Source organism: Pantoea sp. GL120224-02, from assembly GCF_900215395.1.
GTDB classification, from domain to species: domain Bacteria; phylum Pseudomonadota; class Gammaproteobacteria; order Enterobacterales; family Enterobacteriaceae; genus Pantoea; species Pantoea communis.
In genome coordinates, this window is record NZ_OBEC01000001.1 from 59,045 (window position 1) to 79,735 (window position 20,691).

At 55.3% G+C, this 20,691-nt stretch carries 20 protein-coding genes; 18 read left to right on the forward strand and 2 right to left on the reverse strand.

Annotated elements, in window-relative coordinates; translation table 11 throughout:
- The first annotated feature begins 44 nt into the window (after positions 1 to 44).
- The 14 genes from pdxB to hisP all read left to right on the forward strand — a co-directional run bounded on the left by pdxB (position 45) and on the right by hisP (position 13,437).
- Positions 45 to 1,169: a 4-phosphoerythronate dehydrogenase PdxB gene (pdxB, locus tag CRO33_RS00305; RefSeq protein WP_097116566.1), complete on the forward strand. Its 1,125-nt coding sequence runs from the start codon at positions 45 to 47 to the stop codon at positions 1,167 to 1,169.
- Between the two features lie 101 nt (positions 1,170 to 1,270).
- Positions 1,271 to 2,281, forward strand: a complete 1,011-nt coding sequence (locus CRO33_RS00310) for an aspartate-semialdehyde dehydrogenase (RefSeq protein WP_058962341.1) — start codon at positions 1,271 to 1,273, stop codon at positions 2,279 to 2,281.
- Entirely contained in the window at positions 2,281 to 3,087 is an 807-nt protein-coding gene (truA, locus tag CRO33_RS00315) for a tRNA pseudouridine(38-40) synthase TruA (protein WP_097116567.1), read from the forward strand. The genes CRO33_RS00310 and truA overlap by 1 nt, the downstream gene beginning before the upstream one ends.
- Positions 3,088 to 3,123: 36 nt before the next feature.
- Entirely contained in the window at positions 3,124 to 3,786 is a 663-nt protein-coding gene (locus tag CRO33_RS00320) for a DedA family protein (protein WP_097116568.1), read from the forward strand.
- Between the two features lie 132 nt (positions 3,787 to 3,918).
- A complete protein-coding gene (gene accD / locus CRO33_RS00325; protein WP_034825118.1) occupies positions 3,919 to 4,827 on the forward strand; it encodes an acetyl-CoA carboxylase, carboxyltransferase subunit beta in 909 nt (302 codons plus the stop codon).
- Between the two features lie 189 nt (positions 4,828 to 5,016).
- Positions 5,017 to 6,285 (forward strand): bifunctional tetrahydrofolate synthase/dihydrofolate synthase, encoded by a 1,269-nt coding sequence (gene folC, locus CRO33_RS00330; RefSeq protein WP_097116569.1) that lies wholly within the window; start codon positions 5,017 to 5,019, stop codon positions 6,283 to 6,285.
- On the forward strand, positions 6,275 to 7,030 hold the full coding sequence (dedD, locus tag CRO33_RS00335; protein ID WP_097117239.1) for a cell division protein DedD: 756 nt from the start codon (positions 6,275 to 6,277) through the stop codon (positions 7,028 to 7,030). Before folC ends, dedD begins: the two co-directional genes overlap by 11 nt.
- A gap of 250 nt (positions 7,031 to 7,280) precedes the next feature.
- The gene (gene cvpA, locus CRO33_RS00340) at positions 7,281 to 7,766 is read left to right on the forward strand and encodes a colicin V production protein (protein WP_034825265.1); all 486 of its coding nucleotides are present in this window, start codon (positions 7,281 to 7,283) and stop codon (positions 7,764 to 7,766) included.
- 36 nt (positions 7,767 to 7,802) lie between these two features.
- Positions 7,803 to 9,320, forward strand: a complete 1,518-nt coding sequence (gene purF, locus CRO33_RS00345; protein WP_034825114.1) for an amidophosphoribosyltransferase — start codon at positions 7,803 to 7,805, stop codon at positions 9,318 to 9,320.
- Positions 9,321 to 9,435: 115 nt separating this feature from the next.
- A complete protein-coding gene (locus CRO33_RS00350) occupies positions 9,436 to 10,005 on the forward strand; it encodes a UbiX family flavin prenyltransferase (RefSeq protein ID WP_038645698.1) in 570 nt (189 codons plus the stop codon).
- A gap of 275 nt (positions 10,006 to 10,280) precedes the next feature.
- Complete coding sequence (gene argT / locus CRO33_RS00355; protein ID WP_034825110.1) at positions 10,281 to 11,063, forward strand: lysine/arginine/ornithine ABC transporter substrate-binding protein ArgT; 783 nt, start codon at positions 10,281 to 10,283, stop codon at positions 11,061 to 11,063.
- A gap of 192 nt (positions 11,064 to 11,255) precedes the next feature.
- Positions 11,256 to 11,942, forward strand: coding sequence for a histidine ABC transporter permease HisQ (locus CRO33_RS00360; protein ID WP_038645701.1), 687 nt, complete (start codon positions 11,256 to 11,258; stop codon positions 11,940 to 11,942).
- Positions 11,939 to 12,655, forward strand: a complete 717-nt coding sequence (locus tag CRO33_RS00365) for an ABC transporter permease (protein WP_034825106.1) — start codon at positions 11,939 to 11,941, stop codon at positions 12,653 to 12,655. The genes CRO33_RS00360 and CRO33_RS00365 overlap by 4 nt, the downstream gene beginning before the upstream one ends.
- Positions 12,656 to 12,663: 8 nt before the next feature.
- Positions 12,664 to 13,437, forward strand: a complete 774-nt coding sequence (gene hisP / locus CRO33_RS00370; RefSeq protein ID WP_038645703.1) for a histidine ABC transporter ATP-binding protein HisP — start codon at positions 12,664 to 12,666, stop codon at positions 13,435 to 13,437.
- Positions 13,438 to 13,578: 141 nt separating this feature from the next.
- Here the strand turns inward: hisP and CRO33_RS00375 are convergent, their stop codons facing one another.
- Positions 13,579 to 14,526 (reverse strand): sugar-binding transcriptional regulator, encoded by a 948-nt coding sequence (locus CRO33_RS00375; RefSeq protein WP_097116570.1) that lies wholly within the window; start codon positions 14,524 to 14,526, stop codon positions 13,579 to 13,581.
- A 194-nt stretch (positions 14,527 to 14,720) separates the two neighbouring features.
- Between CRO33_RS00375 and dalD the strand changes: the two genes are divergently transcribed.
- From dalD to CRO33_RS00390, 3 genes are read left to right on the forward strand one after another with little or no spacing between them, the layout of a single operon-like run.
- Entirely contained in the window at positions 14,721 to 16,109 is a 1,389-nt protein-coding gene (gene dalD, locus CRO33_RS00380) for a D-arabinitol 4-dehydrogenase (protein ID WP_097116571.1), read from the forward strand.
- A 2-nt stretch (positions 16,110 to 16,111) separates the two neighbouring features.
- The gene (gene xylB, locus CRO33_RS00385; protein WP_097116572.1) at positions 16,112 to 17,581 is read left to right on the forward strand and encodes a xylulokinase; all 1,470 of its coding nucleotides are present in this window, start codon (positions 16,112 to 16,114) and stop codon (positions 17,579 to 17,581) included.
- Positions 17,582 to 17,608: 27 nt separating this feature from the next.
- A complete protein-coding gene (locus CRO33_RS00390; RefSeq protein ID WP_097116573.1) occupies positions 17,609 to 18,889 on the forward strand; it encodes an MFS transporter in 1,281 nt (426 codons plus the stop codon).
- Positions 18,890 to 18,924: 35 nt separating this feature from the next.
- Here CRO33_RS00390 and CRO33_RS00395 read toward each other — a convergent pair whose 3' ends face one another.
- On the reverse strand, positions 18,925 to 19,818 hold the full coding sequence (locus CRO33_RS00395) for a TIGR01777 family oxidoreductase (protein WP_097116574.1): 894 nt from the start codon (positions 19,816 to 19,818) through the stop codon (positions 18,925 to 18,927).
- A gap of 202 nt (positions 19,819 to 20,020) precedes the next feature.
- Here CRO33_RS00395 and yfcF point away from each other — a divergent pair, with 202 nt between their 5' ends.
- Complete coding sequence (yfcF, locus tag CRO33_RS00400; protein ID WP_038645717.1) at positions 20,021 to 20,662, forward strand: glutathione transferase; 642 nt, start codon at positions 20,021 to 20,023, stop codon at positions 20,660 to 20,662.
- The last annotated feature ends 29 nt before the right edge of the window (positions 20,663 to 20,691 follow it).

A 20,691-nucleotide genomic window follows, 5' to 3' on the forward strand; every position in this document is an offset into this window, starting at 1 on the left:
AAGAATACGCGCCTCAAAACGCATCAGCAGACAGGACCGCCGCAGTGAAAATTCTCGTCGATGAAAACATGCCTTACGCTCGTGAACTCTTCAGTCGCACGGGTGAAGTATTGGCCGTGCCGGGACGTCCGTTACCCGAAGCAGAGTTACAGGATGCCAGCGGACTGATGGTGCGCTCGGTGACTAAAGTGAATGCGGCGCTGTTGGCCGGTACGCCGGTGAAGTTCGTTGGCACCGCCACGGCTGGCACTGATCATGTGGACGATGGTTCTTTGGCGGCCGCCGGAATCGCCTTCTCGGCGGCACCCGGCTGTAACGCAATTGCGGTGGTGGAGTATGTGTTCTCCTCCTTACTGCTGCTGGCCGAACGCGATGGTTTTGAACTGCGCGATCGTACCGTAGGTATTGTCGGCGTGGGCAATGTAGGGGGGCGTTTGCAAAAACGTCTTGAAGCCTGGGGGGTGAAAACCCTGTTGTGCGATCCGCCGCGTGCGGATCGTGGCGATCAGGAAACGTTCCACACGCTGGATGAGCTGGTGGCGCAGGCCGATATTCTGACCTTCCATACGCCGCTATTTAAAGACGGCCCCTATAAAAGCTGGCACCTGGCCGATATGGCACTGCTGATGGCACTCCAACCCAACACCATTCTGATCAATGCCTGCCGTGGCCCGGTGGTGGATAACGCCGCGCTGCTTGAAGTGATGAAAATGCGCAGCGACCTCAGCGTGGTGCTGGATGTGTGGGAGCCGGAGCCGGATCTGAACCTCGATCTGCTGGACAAAGTCGATATCGCCACGGCACATATCGCCGGCTATACGCTGGAAGGCAAAGCGCGCGGCACCACACAAGTATTTGAAGCCTGGTGCGCGTTTATCGGTCAGCCGCAACAGGTGGCGCTGGAGAGTCTGCTGCCTGCACCGGAATTTGGCACCATTACGCTGCACGGCAAGCTCGATCAGCCAACGCTGAAACGACTGGTGCACCTGGTGTATGATGTGCGCCGCGACGATGCGCCACTGCGAAAAGTGGCTGCCAAACCGGGCGAATTTGATCGCCTGCGCAAGCAGTATGAAGAGCGTCGTGAATGGTCATCACTGCAGGTGAAATGTGATGATGCCGATAGCGCCGCGATGCTGGAAAAGCTCGGTTTCCGCGCCAGTTTGTAAAGTTAAATCAATCCCCTGCGTTTCGCGCGGGAAAAGTCTTAAATGTCAGGCGGTGTCATCACCGCCTTCTGTTTTTATGTCATTGTCTGGAGTAAACCAACATGTCTGACGGCTGGAATATTGCGCTATTGGGCGCAACAGGCGCAGTAGGGAACGCTGTACTGGAATTGCTGGCAGAACGCCAGTTCCCGGTTGGTGAATTGTATCTGCTGGCGAGCGAAAACAGCGCCGGTGAAAGTGTGCGTTTTGATGGTCGCACCCTGCGCGTGCAGGATGCGGCTGAATTTGACTGGACGCAGGCGCAGCTGGCGTTTTTCGCTGCCGGACGTGAAGCTTCCGCGCGTTACGCGGATGAAGCCGCAAGCCAGGGTTGCCTGGTGATCGACAGCAGCGATCTGTTCGCGCTGGAGCCGGATGTCCCGCTGGTGGTGCCTGATGTGAACCCGCAGGTGCTGGCCGATTATCGCAATCGCAACATCGTGACGGTGGCCGATGCGCTGGTAAGCCAGCTGTTAAGCGCTATCAAACCGCTGGTGGATACGGCGGGGTTAAGCCGTTTGCAGGTGACCAATCTGATGTCGGTTTCCAGCCACGGTAAAGCGGCAGTGGATGGCCTGGCGGGCGAAAGCGCACGTTTGCTGAATGGTGTACCGGCAGATGAGCACTATTTTGGTCGTCAGTTGGCGTTCAACCTGTTGCCGCAGTTAGCGGATAGCCATGGCAGCGTGGAGAGTGAACGTCGTCTGGTGGATCAGGTGCGCAAAGTGCTGCAGGACGAAGGCTTGCCAATTGCCGTCAGCAGCGTGCAGGCGCCAGTGTTTTACGGCAACACGCAGATTGTGCATGTCGAAAATTTACGTCCGCTGTCAGCCGAAGAAGCGCGAGATGAACTGGCGCGTGCTGATGACATCAACCTCAGTGAGGACGGTGAATATCCGACGCCCGTCAGCGATGCATCAGGCAATGATGCGCTGAGCATTGGCAATGTGCGTAATGATTACGGTCTCCCTGAGCTGCTGCAATTCTGGTCCGTGGCTGACAACGTTCGTTTCGGCGGCGCACTGATGGCGGTAAAAACCGCTGAGAAATTGGTGCAGGAGTACTTCTATTAATGTTGTCTGAAGAAACGACATTTAAGCTGGCGTTAGGCATTGAGTACGACGGCAGCCGTTACTACGGCTGGCAGCGACAGAACGAAGTGCGCAGCGTGCAGGAAAAGCTGGAAAAAGCGCTGTCGAAAGTGGCGAATCACCCGGTGGTGGTGTTCTGCGCCGGACGCACGGATGCCGGTGTGCACGGTACCGGGCAAGTGGTGCATTTCGAAACCACCTCGCAGCGCGCCGACAGCGCCTGGACGCTGGGCGTCAATGCCAACCTGCCGGATGACATCGCGGTACGTTGGGTGAAAGCGGTGCCGGAGGAATTTCATGCCCGCTTTAGCGCCACCGCGCGTCGTTACCGCTATGTGATTTTCAATCAGCGGCTGCGACCGGCGATTCTTGGCAACGGCATCACCCATTTTTATCATCCGCTGGATGTCGAGAAAATGCAGCGTGCCGGTCAGTGTTTAATTGGCGAGAACGACTTTACCTCGTTCCGTGCGGTGCAGTGCCAGTCGCGCACGCCGTGGCGCAACGTGATGCACCTTAACGTCACACGTTACGGACCTTATGTGATTGTCGATATCAAAGCCAACGCGTTCGTGCACCACATGGTGCGCAATATTGTCGGCAGCCTAATGGAAATTGGCTGCGGCAACCAGCCGGAAAGCTGGATGGCTGAGTTGCTGGCGGCAAAAGATCGTACTCTGGCGGCAGCGACCGCTAAAGCCGAGGGGTTGTATTTGGTGGCGGTGGATTACCCATCTCACTTTGCGTTACCTCAGCCTGCGTTGGGACCGTTGTTCCTCGCAGATTAATTTAAATGAGTAAGGATGTTTGGGAGCCGGAACATTATGGAATTCATCCACTTTTTGATCGACTTTATTCTCCATATTGATGTGCATTTAGCCGAACTGGTGGCGCAGTACGGCGTCTGGATTTACGCCATTCTGTTCCTGATCCTGTTCTGCGAAACCGGCCTGGTGGTCACACCTTTCCTGCCAGGGGATTCGTTACTGTTTGTTGCTGGCGCGCTAGCGGCACTGCCGGGTAACGATCTCAACGTGCATTTAATGGTCACGCTGCTGGTGGTTGCTGCCATCCTCGGCGATGCGGTGAACTACACTATTGGTCGGTTGTTCGGTGAGAAGCTGTTTAGCAATCCGAACTCGAAAATTTTCCGTCGCAGCTATCTGGATAAGACCCACGCCTTCTACGATCGCCACGGTGGCAAAACCATTATACTTGCGCGCTTTGTACCAATCGTGCGAACCTTTGCCCCCTTTGTGGCGGGGATGGGACACATGTCTTATCGCCACTTTGCGCTCTTCAACGTGACGGGCGCACTGCTGTGGGTGCTGTTGTTCTCCTATGCCGGTTACCTGTTTGGTGATTTGCCGGTGGTACAGGAGAACCTAAAACTGCTGATTGTTGGCATCATTGTGGTCTCAATTTTGCCAGGCGTGATTGAAGTATGGCGCCATCGCCGTCAGGCACGTCAGCAGAAGCCACAGTAAGGCTGTCACCAGATTTTTATCCACAGCGTGAACGGGTTGTGGTTTAATGAGCGACATTTACGGCCTGCTGAAGGTGATTTCAGCAGTCACAAGAAGACTGGACCAGGTCAGCATTAAACAGAAAGGTCATCAATGAGCTGGATTGAACGCATACTGAATAAAAGCACCACCACGCCAACACGCAAAGCCAGTATCCCTGAAGGGGTCTGGACCAAATGCGATAGCTGTGGTCAGGTGCTGTACCGCGCCGAACTGGAGCGTAACCTTGAGGTCTGCCCGAAGTGCGACCACCACATGCGCATGCACGCCCGTGAGCGTTTGCACACCATGCTGGATGAAGGTTCTCTGGTTGAATTAGGCAGCGAGCTGGAACCGAAGGATCTGCTCAAGTTCCGCGATTCTAAGAAGTACAAAGATCGTCTGGTTGCCGCGCAGAAAGACACCGGTGAGAAAGATGCTCTGATCGCCATGAAAGGCACCCTGCACGGTATGCCAGTGGTGGCGGTGGCTTTTGAGTTCTCCTTTATGGGCGGCTCAATGGGCTCTGTGGTTGGCGCGCGCTTTGTGCGTGGCGTTGAGCAGGCACTGGAAGATAACTGCCCGCTGATCTGCTTCTCTGCCAGTGGCGGTGCCCGTATGCAGGAAGCGTTACAGTCGCTGATGCAGATGGCAAAAACCAGCGCAGCGCTGGCGAAAATGCAGGAACGCGGCTTGCCGTACATCTCCGTGCTGACCGACCCAACCATGGGCGGTGTGTCTGCCAGCTTCGCGATGCTGGGCGATTTGAACGTTGCTGAACCGAAAGCGCTGATTGGCTTTGCCGGTCCACGCGTTATCGAACAGACCGTGCGTGAGAAACTGCCACCGGGCTTCCAGCGCAGTGAGTTCCTGATCGAAAAAGGCGCGATCGACATGATCATCCGTCGTCCGGAAATGCGCTTTAAGCTGGCCAGCCTGCTGGCGAAAATGATGAACCTGCCAGCGCCGCTGCAGGATGGTGATCAGCCTTCTACGGCTGTGCCAGAGAGCAACGAGGCCTGACAGGCAACGAAAAGCGGTGGTTAAACGCTTTTCACCAATGAACCGTAAACACCCAGTCATTCGAGTTGCAGCAAGGCGGCAAACGAATGAAGCCCCGGCAGCTTACCCAGTAAGGGATCGGGGGTGATTGAGTGCAGCCCACGCCGCTGCGGCTTGAATGACGATGTGTAAGATGAGTAAACGGGACACATGGACACTCTGCAGCTTCCTCAAGCCACGTCGCCTTTGGCCACGTGGCTTCATTATCTTGAACACCTGCATTCACAGGCCATCGAATTGGGCCTGAATCGTATTCAACGCGTCGCCGCACGCCTTGATCTGCTAAAACCCGCTCCGTTTATCTTCACCGTTGCCGGTACCAATGGCAAAGGCACCACCTGCCGCACGCTGGAAACGCTGTTGATGGCCGCAGGCTATCGCGTGGGCGTGTATAGCTCGCCGCATCTGGTGCGCTACACCGAACGCGTGCGCGTGCAGGGCTCCGAGCTGGATGAAGCGCTGCACAGCGCCAGTTTCGCCAGTATTGAAGCTGGACGCGGTGACATTTCACTCACCTACTTTGAATTCGGCACCCTCTCTGCACTGAATCTGTTCCGTGAGGCCAATCTTGATGTGGTGATCCTCGAAGTGGGTCTTGGCGGACGTCTTGATGCCACCAATATCGTCGATGCGGATGTTGCGTTGATCACCAGCATCGCGCTCGATCACACCGATTGGCTGGGGCCGGATCGCGAAAGCATTGGTCGCGAAAAAGCCGGCGTGTTCCGTGGTGGCAAACCTGCAGTCGTCGGTGAAGCCGATATGCCGCACACCATCGCCGAAGTCGCGGCGGAGAAGGGCGCGCAGCTGCTGCAAATCAACCGTGACTGGCAGTGGCAGAAGCAGGAAAATAGCTGGACGTTGCAAGATAGACACGGTGAACTGCGCGACCTGCCGTTGCCGCAGGTGCCGTTGCCCAATGCGGCGACCGCGATCACCGCGCTGCGCGCATCAGGACTCAATGTCAGCGAAGCGGTGATCCGCGAACACCTGCCTCTGGCGATTCTGCCCGGACGTTTCCAGACGGTGAGCGAATCACCACGCGTGATTCTCGATGTGGCACATAATCCGCATGCGGCGCATTATCTGGCTTCACGTCTGGCGGAGTTGCCGAAAAGCGGTAAAGTGCATGCAGTGGTCGGCATGTTGCATGACAAGGACATCGCGGGGACGCTGGCCGCGCTGGCACCGCAGGTGGATCGCTGGTTCTGTGCACCGCTTGACGGTCCGCGTGGCGCCACCGCCGATGAGCTGATCGCCCACCTTGAAGGTGGCAATGCGTATGATAACGTCGATGCAGCATGGCAGGCCGCGCGTCAGCAAGCCGCGCCTGAGGATGTGATTCTGGTGTGTGGTTCTTTCCACACCGTTGCACAGGTTATGGAATCGATGTCAGCGGAGAATGGCAGTGGCAAGTAAGTTTCAAAATCGCTTAGTCGGTACCGTCATTTTGGTGGCGATTGGCGTCATCGTGCTGCCGGGGCTGCTCGACGGCAAGAAAAAGCATTACAAAGAAGAGTTCGCGGCGATTCCGCTGGTGCCAAAGCCGGACGATCAGCAGGATAGCGAAATGGTGCCGCCGGTGACGCAACCGCTCCCGGCGCAGCCGCCGGAAGGGGCGAGCACGGCGCAAACCTCGGATAACGGTAAAGCCAGCAGCTCGGCCAGCAATGGCAATGCGCAACCGGTGCAGAACAGCGAGCCTACGCTGGTGACACCGCCGCCGGTGCATCAGCAGACGAAGCCGGTTGAGCAGCCGAAGCCAAAAGTGGTCGAGCAGCCCAAACCTAAGCCGGTTGAACAGCCGAAGCCAAAACCGGTCGAACAACCGAAGCCCAAAGTGGTAGAACAACCGAAACCGGTTGAGCAGCCAAAAGTGGTCGAAACACCGAAACAGAGTGAACCGGAAGCGGCTCCTGCGGGGCAGGCGTTTGTGGTTCAGCTGGGTGCGCTAAAGAATGCGGCCAAGGTCAGTGAGATTGTGGCGCAACTGCGTCTGTCAGGATATCGTGCCTTTACCGTGCCATCCACGCCGGTGCAGGGACAAATCACGCGCATTTATGTGGGGCCGGATGCCTCAAAAGCGAAGCTGCAGAGTTCGCTGAGTGAGCTACAAAGCATCTCCGGGCTCGGTGGCGTGGTGAAACCGTACGGCACGCGTTAATGCTGTGATAAGCCGCGCCGATAGCAGTAAAAGGCGCGGTATAGCACAAGCGGTTAAGCGAAATGTTGTCGTAAAGCTGTTTTATATCAGTGGGTTAAATTGCTGATTTTACTCAGGGCGAGGAAAGTTTTTTTCATCGCCCTTTTTATGGATACAGAACCGGAAAACCCTACGCAAACGTTTTCTTTTTCTGTTAGAATGCGCCCCGAACTGGATGCAGGGGTGCATAAGCACTGGGTTGGAAGCGTTCATGATCTGGATTGATTACGTCATTATTGCGGTAGTTGGTTTTTCGGCTCTGGTCAGCCTGATTCGTGGGTTTGTCCGGGAAGCCTTATCTCTCGTTACCTGGGGATGCGCGTTTTTTGTCGCCAGTCATTACTACACCTACCTTGCAGTCTGGTTTACAGGTTTTGACGACGAACTGGTTCGCAACGGCATCGCGATAGCGGTGTTATTCGTTGCCACTCTGATTGTGGGTGCCATCGTGAACTATGTGATCGGCTCGCTGGTGGAAAAAACCGGCTTGTCGGGAACCGACAGGGTGTTGGGGGTCTGTTTCGGGGCGTTGCGTGGCGTGCTGATTGTTTCCGCTATGCTCTTCTTCCTCGATACATTCACCGGCTTTTCCAAAAGCCCGGACTGGCAACAGTCGCAACTCATTCCCCAGTTCAGTTACATCATCAGGTGGTTTTTCGATTACCTGAAAAGCACGTCCAGTTTTATACCCCGGTAACGCCACCGGGAGTGCGGCCAATGAGGAAATGACAACATGTGCGGTATTGTTGGTATCACCGGTTTTATGCCAGTAAACCAGTCGATTTATGACGCGTTAACGGTGCTGCAGCACCGCGGGCAAGATGCCGCCGGCATTTGTACCATCGATGCGCTTAACTGCTTCCGTCTGCGTAAAGCGAATGGCCTGGTGAGCGATGTCTTCGAAGCACGCCACATGCAGCGTTTGCAGGGTAATATCGGGATTGGCCATGTTCGCTATCCAACCGCGGGCAGTTCCAGCGCTTCTGAAGCGCAGCCTTTCTACGTAAACTCCCCGTATGGCATCACGCTGGCGCACAACGGCAACCTGACCAACGCGCACGAACTGCGTAAGCATCTGTTCGAAGTGGGTCGCCGTCACGTTAACACCACCTCTGATTCTGAAATCCTGCTGAACATCTTTGCGCAGGAGCTCGACCGTTTCCAGCATGACCCGCTGGAAGCTGACAACATTTTTGCTGCGGTAGCGGCAGTGCACCAACAGGTGCGCGGCGCTTACGCAGTGGTTTCGATGATTATTGGCCATGGCTTAGTTGCGTTCCGCGATCCAAACGGGATTCGCCCATTAGTGCTGGGTAAACGCGTGATTGCTGATGGTCGCACCGAATATATGGTGGCGTCAGAAAGCGTAGCACTGGATACTTTAGGCTTCGAGTTCATCCGCGATGTGGCGCCTGGTGAAGCGGTGTACATCACCGAGCAGGGACAACTCTCCACGCGCCAGTGTGCTGAGAATCCCAAAACCAACCCTTGCCTGTTCGAATACGTCTACTTTGCGCGTCCAGACTCCTTCCTTGATAAGGTGTCGGTCTACAGCGCACGTGTGCGTATGGGCACCAAACTCGGTCAGAAAATTGCCCGCGAATGGGAAGACCTGGATATCGATGTGGTGATTCCTATCCCGGAAACCTCCACTGATGCCGCGCTGGAAATCGCCCGTATTCTCGACAAGCCATATCGTCAGGGCTTCGTGAAAAACCGCTATGTGGGCCGCACCTTTATCATGCCAGGCCAGCATATGCGTCGTAGCGCGATTCGCCGCAAACTGAACGCCAACCGTGCTGAGTTCCGTGATAAGAACGTGCTGCTGGTTGACGATTCTATCGTGCGTGGCACCACGTCTGAGCAGATCATTGAAATGGCGCGCGAAGCCGGTGCAAAACGTGTTTACCTGGCGTCTGCCGCGCCGGAAATTCGTTTCCCGAACGTCTACGGTATCGATATGCCGAGCGCTACCGAACTGATCGCGCATGGCCGTGAAGTGGAAGAAATTCGTCAGCTGATTAAAGCCGATGCGCTGATCTTCCAGGACCTCGATGATCTGATCGAAGCAGTACGTGAAGAGAACCCGGATATCGCACAGTTTGAGTGCTCGGTATTCAACGGCGTTTACGTCACCAAAGATGTCGACCAGCAGTACCTCGAGTATTTGCAGTCACTGCGTAATGACGATGCGAAAGCGATTCAGCGTCAGAACGAAGTGGAAGGTCTGGAGCTGCATAACGAAGGCTAACCGCCTCGTGGTGCTCATCTTTAACAGGGCGGGGGAAACTCCGCCCTGTTTGTTTTTGTATTTTTGCTCAGTGAGCGGCTATCATTGCCGCAATCTGAACGGGCAGGGCTGAATAATGAAACGACTGATCATTGGTATTTCCGGCGCCAGTGGCGCGATATACGGCGTGCGATTGTTGCAAGTGCTGCAACCTTTGGCCGATGTGGAAACCCATTTGGTGATCAGTCCGGCTGCGCGTCAGACGTTATCGCTGGAAACGGATTACAGCCTGCGTGATGTGCAAGCACTGGCTGATGTGGTGCATGACGTACGTGATATCGCTGCCAGCATCTCATCAGGTTCCTTCAAGACACTTGGCATGGTGATTTTACCCTGTTCAATGAAAACCCTTTCCGGCATCGTGCACAGCTACAGTGATAGTTTGCTGACGCGCGCCGCCGATGTGGTGCTGAAGGAGCAGCGTAAACTGGTCCTGTGCGTGCGCGAAACGCCGCTGCATCTTGGGCATTTACGCATGATGACCACGGCCGCGGAATTGGGCGCACTGATCATGCCGCCGGTGCCCGCTTTTTATCACCGCCCACAAAAAATTGAAGATCTGGTCGATCAAACTGTCAATCGCGTCATTGATCAATTCGATATTGAGCTGCCGCAAGACCTGTTTACCCGTTGGCATGGCGCATAATGGTGCAATTTTGCACTAACTGTGTGCAATTTCGCGTGCCCGATCACTCTTCGTGCATCTTGTGCACCAAAAGTTAACAATGTCGCTTTTTCTTCCTCACGTCGCTGTTATATTTCCCTCACAAACTAAGTGCTTGCGCCCCTGAAGGGCGCGGTATTTAGTGCGCCTGAGCACGCTTTCGCCGTTTTGCATAACTGGCATGAAACCTGCAAATCATTCAGCGCAAACACACATCACGACCATATAACAATAAGCACTTCACTTGAGGGTTACCTATGAAAAAGCGAGTTCTGGCTCTTTCCCTGATGCTGGCCATGTCCAGCGCTGCGAGCGTGTTCGCTGCGGTACCAAAAACGCTGCGCATCGGGACAGACCCGACATACCCGCCGTTTGAATCCAAGAATGCACAAGGCCAGTTAGTCGGCTTTGACATCGATCTGGCGAACGAAATCTGTAAGCGTATCGAGACCAAATGTACTTATGTGGAAAGTGATTTTGATGCACTGATCCCGTCGCTGAAAGCGAAGAAGATCGACGCTATCATCTCTTCTCTCTCCATCACCGAGAAACGTCAGGAAGAGATCGCCTTCTCTGAAAAACTTTACGCCGCCAATGCGCGTTTAGTGGCGAAGAAAGGTTCCAGCCTGCAACCGACCATCGAATCGCTGAAAGGTAAAAACATTGGTTTGCTGCAGGGCACCACTCAGGAAACCTACGCCAACGAAAACTGGCGTCCTAAGGGTGTCACTGTAACGCCATACGCCAACCAGGATCTGGTGTATCAGGATCTGGATGCAGGTCGTATCGATGCGGCTTTCCAGGATGAAGTGCAGGCGAGCGAGGGCTTCCTAAAACAGCCAGTGGGCAAAAACTATGCGTTTGCCGGTCCAGCGGTTAAAGATGACAAAATCTTTGGTGTCGGTACTGGTATGGGCTTGCGCAAAGACGATGCCGATCTGAAAGCAGCCATCGACAAAGCGTTCGATGCCATGCGTAAAGATGGCACCTACGACAAGATTGCGAAGAAGTACTTTGATTTCAACGTGTACGGCGATTAATTGTCCTGTTTTCTGACCTTGATGATTGATTTGCAGCAGGGTTGGTCATAACTATTCACTCCGGGCGCTTACTTATGTAAACTCCCGGGGTTCATACGCTTGCCGCCATCTACCCTGTGATTCAAATCCTGGTCAGGACTGTCCGTTAGTTGGGCAGCGTTTGTTATTTTCCCTCACGACAGGATCGAACCCATGCTGTATGGCTATTCTGAAGTAATCCTAAAAGGCACCCTGGTGACCCTTGAGCTGGCACTCAGCTCCGTGGTGCTTGCCTTAGTGCTTGGCTTAATGGGCGCTGGCGCCAAACTCTCTCGCAGTCGCCTGCTGGTGATGATTGCTGAAGGCTACACCACCTTAATCCGCGGTGTACCTGATCTGGTTTTGATGTTGCTGATCTTCTACGGTCTGCAAATCGCTCTCAATACGGTCACTGATGCGCTGGGCATGGCGCAGTTTGATATCGATCCGATGGTGGCCGGTATCATCACACTTGGCTTCATCTATGGTGCCTATTTCACTGAAACCTTCCGGGGTGCTTTCCTCGCTGTGCCAAAAGGGCAGATTGAAGCGGCTACCGCTTTCGGTTTCACCGGTTCGCAAACTTTCCGTCGTATTTTGTTCCCGGCGATGATGCGTTTTGCGTTACCAGGTATTGGCAATAACTGGCAGGTGATTCTCAAAGCCACAGCGCTGGTGTCGCTGCTGGGGCTGGAAGACGTGGTGAAAGCCACGCAGCTGGCGGGTAAAAGTACCTGGCAGCCGTTCTACTTCGCGATCGTCGCGGGGGTGATTTATCTGGTGTTTACCACGCTGTCGAACGGCGTGCTGTGGTGGCTTGAACGCCGCTACACGGTGGGTGTGAAAAGGGCAGAGCTATGATCGATATTATTCAGGAGTATTGGAAACAGCTGCTCTGGACAGATGGTTACCGTTTTACCGGCGTCGCCATTACGTTGTGGTTGTTGATTCTTTCCGTGGTGATCGGTGGTTGTATGGCGGTGTTGCTGGCGATTGCGCGTGTATCGCCAAATCGTTATATCTCAACGCCCGTCTGGCTGTTCACCTATGTCTTCCGTGGTACGCCGCTGTATGTCCAGCTGCTGGTGTTCTATTCCGGCATGTATACGCTGGAAGTGGTGAAAGGATCGGAGCTGCTGAATGCCTTCTTCCGCAGCGGCCTGAACTGTACGCTGCTGGCCTTTACGCTGAACACCTGCGCTTACACCACCGAAATTTTTGCCGGGGCCATTCGCGCGGTTCCCCATGGCGAAATTGAAGCGGCACGCGCTTACGGTTTCTCCCCGTTTAAAATGTATCGCTGCATCATACTACCGTCGGCGCTGCGTACCGCGCTGCCAGCCTACAGTAATGAAGTGATCCTAATGCTGCACTCCACCGCGCTGGCATTTACTGCCACGGTGCCAGATCTGTTGAAAATCGCGCGTGATATTAACTCGGCGACCTACCAGCCGTTTACCGCGTTTGGCATCGCTGCGGTGCTGTATCTGATTATCTCTTACGTGCTGATTAGCCTGTTCCGCAAGGCGGAACGCCGCTTCCTGGCGCACGTGAAACCTTCTTCATCGCATTGAGTATCACTATGGCTGACAACAAATTAAGCGTTACCGAACTGCACAAGCGTTACGGTGAACATGAAGTTTTGAAAGGCGTATCACTGCAGGCGAACGCCGGCGATGTGATCAGCATTATTGGCTCGTCCGGTTCCGGGAAAAGTACCTTCTTACGCTGCATTAACTTCCTCGAAAAGCCGAGCGAAGGCACCATTTCGGTTAACAACGAGCAAATCAATCTGGTGCGCGATACCGATGGACAGCTGAAAGTGTCCAACAAAGAGCAGCTGCGTTCACTGCGCACTCGTCTGACCATGGTGTTCCAGCACTTTAATTTGTGGAGCCATATGACGGTGCTGGATAACGTCACCGAAGCGCCAATCCAGGTGCTGGGGCTGAGCAAAGCCGAAGCGCGTGAGCGTGCGATTAAATATCTGGATAAAGTCGGCATTGATGAGCGTGCGCGTGCTAAATATCCGGTGCATCTTTCGGGCGGTCAGCAGCAGCGTGTGTCCATTGCCCGCGCCCTGGCGATGGAGCCGGAAGTGCTGTTATTTGATGAACCGACTTCTGCGCTCGATCCCGAGTTAGTCGGCGAAGTGCTGCGCATCATGCAGAAACTGGCTGAAGAGGGTAAAACCATGGTGGTGGTGACGCATGAGATGGAGTTTGCTCGTCATGTTTCCAATCACGTGATTTTCCTGCATCAGGGCAAGATTGAAGAGCAGGGCTCGCCAGATGAGCTTTTCGGCAATCCGAAAAGCCCACGTTTGCAGCAGTTCCTGTCGGGATCGCTGAAGTAAATTTTGCACGATGGTTAAGGCGATGGAAGCGGGGGCAGAGGAGTAAAGCATCCCGCGCCAGGGATGGCGCGGGCTGAGGCCCAGGGATGGTTTATGCCGTCTTTACGATCTGCCCCCGCTTCCTGAGCAGGCGCTGAAAACTCACTCTCGCAGTAACCTCAGCGCCGTATCTTCATCGGTTACCAGTCCCGATACCCAGCCGCCCTGCAATGCAGCCCGAATCGCCGGATACTTCCGCTCGCTGCCGGAAAAACCAATAATCTTGCGCTGTGTCTGGCTCTCCAGCAATACGCTGGTCAGTAGCTCATCGGTTTCGCCCCGCACGCGCTCACCTTGCTGATTGAAAAAGTGACCGAGCATTTCGCCCACCACGCCGCGTGCATTCAGTGCCTCAACCTGTGCATCGGTGATAAATCCTTCGGCATTTAACGGACAACCCGGCATCACTTCCCCAATCCCCACAAAAGCCACGTCCGCCTGCAATGCGCGATCGGTGACGCGCTGATACACCTGATGCTGCACCCACATCGCTTTATCCTGTGGTGTGTCGGCGTACAGCGGCGCAGGAATGAAGAAATATTTGCCCTGCATCTTTTCGGCCATTTTTAACGGCACATCGTAGCGTGTACCGGAATCATCGCGTGCAATCGCCCCAATCATCGAAACGCACTGATGCTGCGGACGATCCACCCAAGGCAATGCATCGATCATTGAGCGTAGAGTCTTGCCCGAACCAATGCCAAACACCTGCGGCGTTTCCTCATTGATGAACTGTGACATCACCGCCGCGCCTTCCACCGCCAGCATTTGTTGAATGGCGTCATCATTCAGATTGGCCGATGGCACCACGCGGCACAGATCCAGACCAAATTTCTCCTGCACCTCGCGCGCCAGCTGCAAACAGTGGGTGACGGGATGATCGATTTTTACGCTCACCATGCCCATCTCGCGTGCGCTGGAGACCAGACGCTGCGCAACCTGACGTGACAATCCCAATGCCTGCGCAATCTCTTGCTGCGTGACGCCTGCAACGTAGTACATCCACGCGGCACGTGCGGCCAGCTCCTGCTTTTTCTCTTCTCTGCTCATCACGCTGTTCCGTCAAAACTGATGCGACATCTTAGCGCGTGTTTTACGAAAAGCACTAACTGAGCAAAAGCCCCAAAAAAGAGCAAATGTATTATTTGTGATAAGGCTCTCAGAACGATCCTCGCCACGCACACTATGCTACCTGTCATCGGGCAAATGCCCTGTCTTGTGGCAAATGTTTAATTGAGGCGATTATGACCAATCAATCAGTGTGGATGCACATCGGCGCGGGATCTTTCCATCGGGCACATCAGGCGTGGTATCTGCATAAACTGCGCGAGCAGGGAGACGAAAGCTGGAGCATCGCGCTCGGCAATATCCGCAATGACGCTGTTTCGCTGCTCAATCAGTTAGCGGTGCAGAACGGCGAATATGTGCTGGAAACCGTGACGCCAGAAGGTGATCGCGACTATGAAACTATCACTTCGCTGCGCAAAATCATGCCGTGGGACAGTGAAATTAGCGCGCTGGTTGAGCAGGGGGCCAATCCGCAAACCCGTGTAATTGGCTTTACCGTGACTGAAGCGGGCTACTACCTGACACCTGAATTTAAATTGGATCTCAATCAGGCAGACGTGAAGGCCGATCTGGGTGGCGACATCCGCACTATTTATGGCGCACTCAGCCGCATCCTGACAGCGCGTGTTGCACAAGGTGGCGCGCCGGTCACACTGCTGAACTGTGACAACCTGCGCCATAACGGTGAGCGTTTCCGTGAGGGATTCCTCGCCTTCCTTGCCGCCAAAGGCGATACCGCGCTGGCAGATTGGGTGCGCACGCAGACCACTTCACCGAATACCATGGTCGATCGCATTACTCCACGCCCAACGCCGGATGTGGCGGAGCGCGTGCAAGCCGCAACCGGCAAACAGGATGGGGCAGCGGTGATGGCAGAGTCCTTTATTCAGTGGGTGATTGAAGATGACTTTATTGCCGGGCGTCCGGCGCTGGAAAAGGTCGGCGTTGAGCTGGTGGAGTCGGTGCTGCCGTGGGAAGAAGCGAAAATCCGCATCCTCAATGCGACGCATGCCGCGATTGCCTGGGCGGGCACGCTGATTGGCTTGAACTATATCGATGACAGCACACGTCATCCGGCGATTTATCAACTGGCGCACGACTACGTCACTCAGGATGTCATTCCCTCTCTGTCGCCCAGCCCGCTTGATTTAGCCGATTACCGCGACGTGGTGCTGGCCCGCTTTAGCAACCCATACATCAAAGACACCAACCAGCGCGTGGGCGCTGATGGCCTGTCCAAAATTCCCGGCATGGTGACGCCAACCCTGCAACAGTGCTACCAGCGCGGTGCGCAACCCAGTGCAACAGCGGTGATTCCGGCACTGTTCTTCCTGTTTATGCAGCGCTGGGCCAACGACGATCTGCCGTATTCCTATCAGGATGGTGCGCTACAGGCCGATGCGCTGCGTAACCAGTTCGCCAGTGCCGATCCGCTGAAGGCCTTCCTGAGTGATAGCGCGCTGTTTGCCGAATTGGCAAACGACAAGGCGTTTCATGCGCTGGTGACGCACCGTGTCGCAAGTTTGCAACAGTGGCTGAAACAGCCAGAACTGGCGGCGGTGTAATCATGTATCTCGGCATTGATATCGGTACGTCAGAGCTTAAAGCGCTGATCATCAACGCGTATGGTGAGATTGTGGTGTCACAGCATGCCACGCTCACTGTGCAGCGCCCACATCCCCACTGGGCAGAACAGGATCCCGAACGCTGGTGGCAAGCCTGCACTGAGGTGCTGGCGGCATTGCGTCAGCAATCTCCTGATGCGTGGGCTGCTATCCGTGCCATCGGCTTATCCGGCCAGATGCACGGGGCCGTGCTGCTGGATGCGGATGGCAAGGTTTTGCGCCCGTGCATCTTGTGGAACGACACGCGCAGTGCGCCACAGTGTGAGGTGCTACGTAAATGCTATCCGCAGATGATGGCGATCAGCGGCAACATGATCATGCCCGGCTTCACCGCGCCGAAACTGCGCTGGGTGGCGGAACATGAGCCGGAGATCTTCAGCCGCATCGATAAGGTCCTGCTGCCGAAAGATTATCTGCGCTGGCGTCTTACCGGGCACTTTGTCAGCGAGCCTTCGGATGCTGCCGGTACGCTATGGCTGGATGTGGCACAGCGTGACTGGTCTGAAGAACTGCTGGCCATCACCGGACTGACGCGCGCGCAGATGCCTGAACTGGTGGAAGGCAGCGCGGTGAGTGGCCGTGTGCAATCGGCACTGGCGAGTGAGTGGGGTCTATCCACCTCGGTTACGGTGGCGGGTGGTGGCGGTGACAATGCCGCATCGGCGGTCGGCGTGGGTGCAGTGAATACGGGGGATGCTTTTATCTCATTGGGCACTTCCGGTGTGATTTTCGTTGTGAACGATCGCCTGCAAGCCGACCCTCAATCCGGCGTGCATGCCTTCTGCCATGCGCTACCGGGTCGCTGGCATCAAATGAGTGTGATGCTGAGTGCCGCCAGTTGCCTGCGCTGGTTGTGTAATCTGCTGTCGGTTAGCGAAAGCCAGTTGATGCAGGAGATGGCACAGCTCAGCGATGAACAACTGCGGAGTGCCCCGATATTCCTGCCTTACCTGTCAGGTGAGCGCACGCCGCATAACGATCCTGATGCCTCCGGTTCTTTCTTCAATCTTCGCCACGAAACACCGCGTGCTTTGCTGGGCTATGCGGTGATCGAAGGTGTGGCATTTGGGCTGGCGGATGGGCTGGCGGTGCTCGGGGATGCCCAGCACCACATTCAGCAATGCAGCCTGACCGGCGGTGGAGCACGCAGCACGCTGTGGGCACAGCTGATTGCCGACGTGTTGCAACTGCCCATCGTCACCCATCCGGCCAGCGCATCCGGTGCGCTGGGCGCCGCACGACTGGCATGGCTGGGCGATGGCGGTAATGAGCAAGAGGTCTGCCTGAAACCACTGGTGCAGGCACGATATCAACCGGATGCCACGCGCGGTGCGGTGCTGCAAAAGCGGCTGCGTCTGTTCCGCGAACTCTACATCCAACAACAACAGGTGCGCAGCTTGCTGCCTGCATAACGGCTTACCGAACAGAAGGTGATGGTGATGCAATCGAACGAATACTGGTTTGGCTTACCGAAAAAGATGTTTTGGGGCTTCCTCGCTATCGCGATTTTCATGGCGGGTGATGGCTTTGAAATGGCGTTTCTGTCGCGCCATATCACCGACATGGGCTTTACACCTGCGCAATCTGCGGTGGTGTTTACTTTCTATGGTTTAGCGGCGGCGCTGGCGGCCTGGGCGTCGGGCGTGGTGGCTGAGCTGATCACCCCGCAGCGCGCCATGATGATTGGCTTTGTGCTGTGGATCGTGATGCATGCGCTGTTTATGTCGCTGGGGCTTGGTCTGCGCAACTATCCGCTGATGGTGCTGTTCTACGGTATCCGCGGGCTAGCTTATCCGCTGTTTATCTACTCGTTCATGATGATGCTGGTGCAGGTCTTGCCACGTGAGAAACTGGCAGCAGCTACCGGCTGGTTCTGGGCAATGTATTCCGTCGGCATCGGCGTGGTCGGCAGCTATTTGCCAAGCCTGACCATTCCGATGCTGGGGGAAACCGGGACGCTGTGGCTGGCGATTATCTGGGTGGCCTGTGGTGGAATTCTGGCGTACTTCAGTCTGCGCAACGTGCCGGTGGATCGCTCACGTGTGAATTTGCCGATACGTGACAAAATGACCGAGATGTCGCGGGCCGTGACCATCCTGTTCACGAATCAGCACGTGTTTTATGCCTGCCTGATTCGCATCATCAACACGCTGTCGCTGTTTGGTTTTGCCATCATCATGCCACTGCTGTTTGTCGATCGTCTCGGCTTCACTATCTCTGAATGGCTGCAGATCTGGGCGGTGTTCTTCTTTGTTACCATTTTCACCAACATCTTCTGGGGCATCACCGGTGAGAAGCTAGGCTGGATCCGTCAGGTGCGCTGGTTTGGTTGCCTGGGAATGGCGATTTCCAGTCTGATGTTTTATTACCTGCCGCTGTATGCCGGTCACAACTTCTGGGTGGCGCTGATTCCGGCAGTGATGCTGGGGATCTTTGTGGCGGCATTTGTACCGATGACGGCGGTATTTCCAACGCTGGAACCGCATCATAAAGGTGCCGCCGTCTCGATCTACAACCTGTCGGCGGGCCTGAGCAATTTCGTGGCTCCGGCTATCGCCTCAGTGATGCTGCCGTTCTTTGATATCGTCGGGGTGGTATGGGCTTATACCGCGCTGTATGTGTTTGCGGGGGTGCTGACCTTTATCATTCGCGTGCCGCAGCCGGGACATACGCGTGAAGAGAGGGCGGTGAAATCGCGAGTAGCGGAACAACGCAGCTAAGCGAAAAACGGCGGCTCAGGGCCGCCGTCTGTTTATCAGACCACATCCTGCAGCGCTTCCTGCAAATCATACCAGCGGAAGCCAAAACCCGACTCCTCCAGCCGTTTCGGCAAAACATGCTGCCCACCCAGCACCAGCACGGCAGATTCTCCCATCATCAACTTAATCGCGCTGGCTGGGGTGCGCATAAACGCCGGTCGATGCATCACGTGGCCGAGTGTGGCGGCGAACTGCTCATTGCGCACCGCATAAGGCGCAACCATATTGAACGGTCCGCTCAGGTCGTTATTGTCGATCAGCCAGATGATCGCGTTAACCAGATCGTCAATGTGAATCCACGGCAGATACTGCTTCCCACTGCCAATCGGACCGCCGACGCCAAGTTTGAACGGTAGCTTCATTTTTGCCAGCGCGCCGCCTTCCTCTGCCAGCACTACGCCAGTGCGTAATAAACAAACCCGGGTGCGATCGCTCTGTGCATTAAGTGCCAGCTGTTCCCAACGTGCACACAGGGCATGAGTGAACTCATCGTGACCGGGATCGTCTTCCGTTAATACCAGATCGCCGGTATCACCATAAAAACCGGTCGCGGATCCGGAAATTAAAAAATGCGGTGGGTTGCTGCTGGCGTGGATCAGCGAAACGATTTGCTCGGTGATCTGCCAGCGACTTTCACACAGCCGCTGTTTCTGTTGTTCGGTCCAGCGTTTATCGGCGATCGGCTCGCCCGCCAGATTAATCACGCCATCAATACCGTCGAGATCGGTTTGCTGATTGATACCGGACCAAAGCGAAACGCGAGGATCCAGTTTGTCCCGTGCCGCCGCGACATCTCGGGTGACGACGTTCACCTGATGTCCGAGCAACAGCAGACGTGGTATCAAATGGCGGCCTATCAAACCTGTGCCACCGGTAATAAGCAGGTGCATGCTGAGCCTCCTTGTAATTTATTTTCTGCTCAGACTGATCATAGAAGAGAAGCGCACGGATAGCGTGACAGCGCTTACGCTAATGAAGAAAAAGGGAAAGTTTGTGTTGGTCTTAAGGTCAAAGATCCGACCAGCACACCATTGCCTAAACAAATAAAAATCGGTAAATAGAAAGCACACCTGATGCTTATTGAGGCAGCCGATGAACTATCCATCCATCACCTTGTGGTCCGATGCATCCTTTTTCAGCCCTTACGCCATGTCTGTCTACGTTGCACTCACCGAGAAAGGCATTCCTTTCACCCTGAAGCGCGTGGACTTAGCGCAAAACGCTCAGCTTGATGATGACTACCGCGCGCTGTCGCTGACGTGTCGCGTACCTACGCTGCAGATTGATGATCTGGTGCTGAATGAATCTTCAGCGATTGCTGAATACCTCGAAGAGCGTTTTCCGGCCCCTGAATTTGAGCGTCTCTATCCACGCGATCGTGAAAAGCGTGCGCACGCGCGTGAAGTGCAGGCGTGGTTGCGCAGTGATTTAATGGCGCTGCGTGCTGAGCGTCCGACGGAAGTGCTGTTTGCCGGCGAGCGCTTTGCGCCATTAACCCCGGCAGGCGAGCAGGCGGCAAGCAAATTGATCGCGGCGGTTCAGCGTCTGCTTCCGGATGGACAACAAAACCTGTTTGGTGAATGGTCGATTGCCGACACCGATTTGGCAGTGATGATTAACCGCCTGGCACTGCATGGCGACACGTTACCGGTGAAATTGCAGCATTACGCCGAGTTTCAGTGGCAACGTGCGTCAGTGCAATTGTGGCTGGCCGAATCGGGCAAATCGCGCTAAGCACGAAGAGCCTTGCGGAGGCGAAAAGA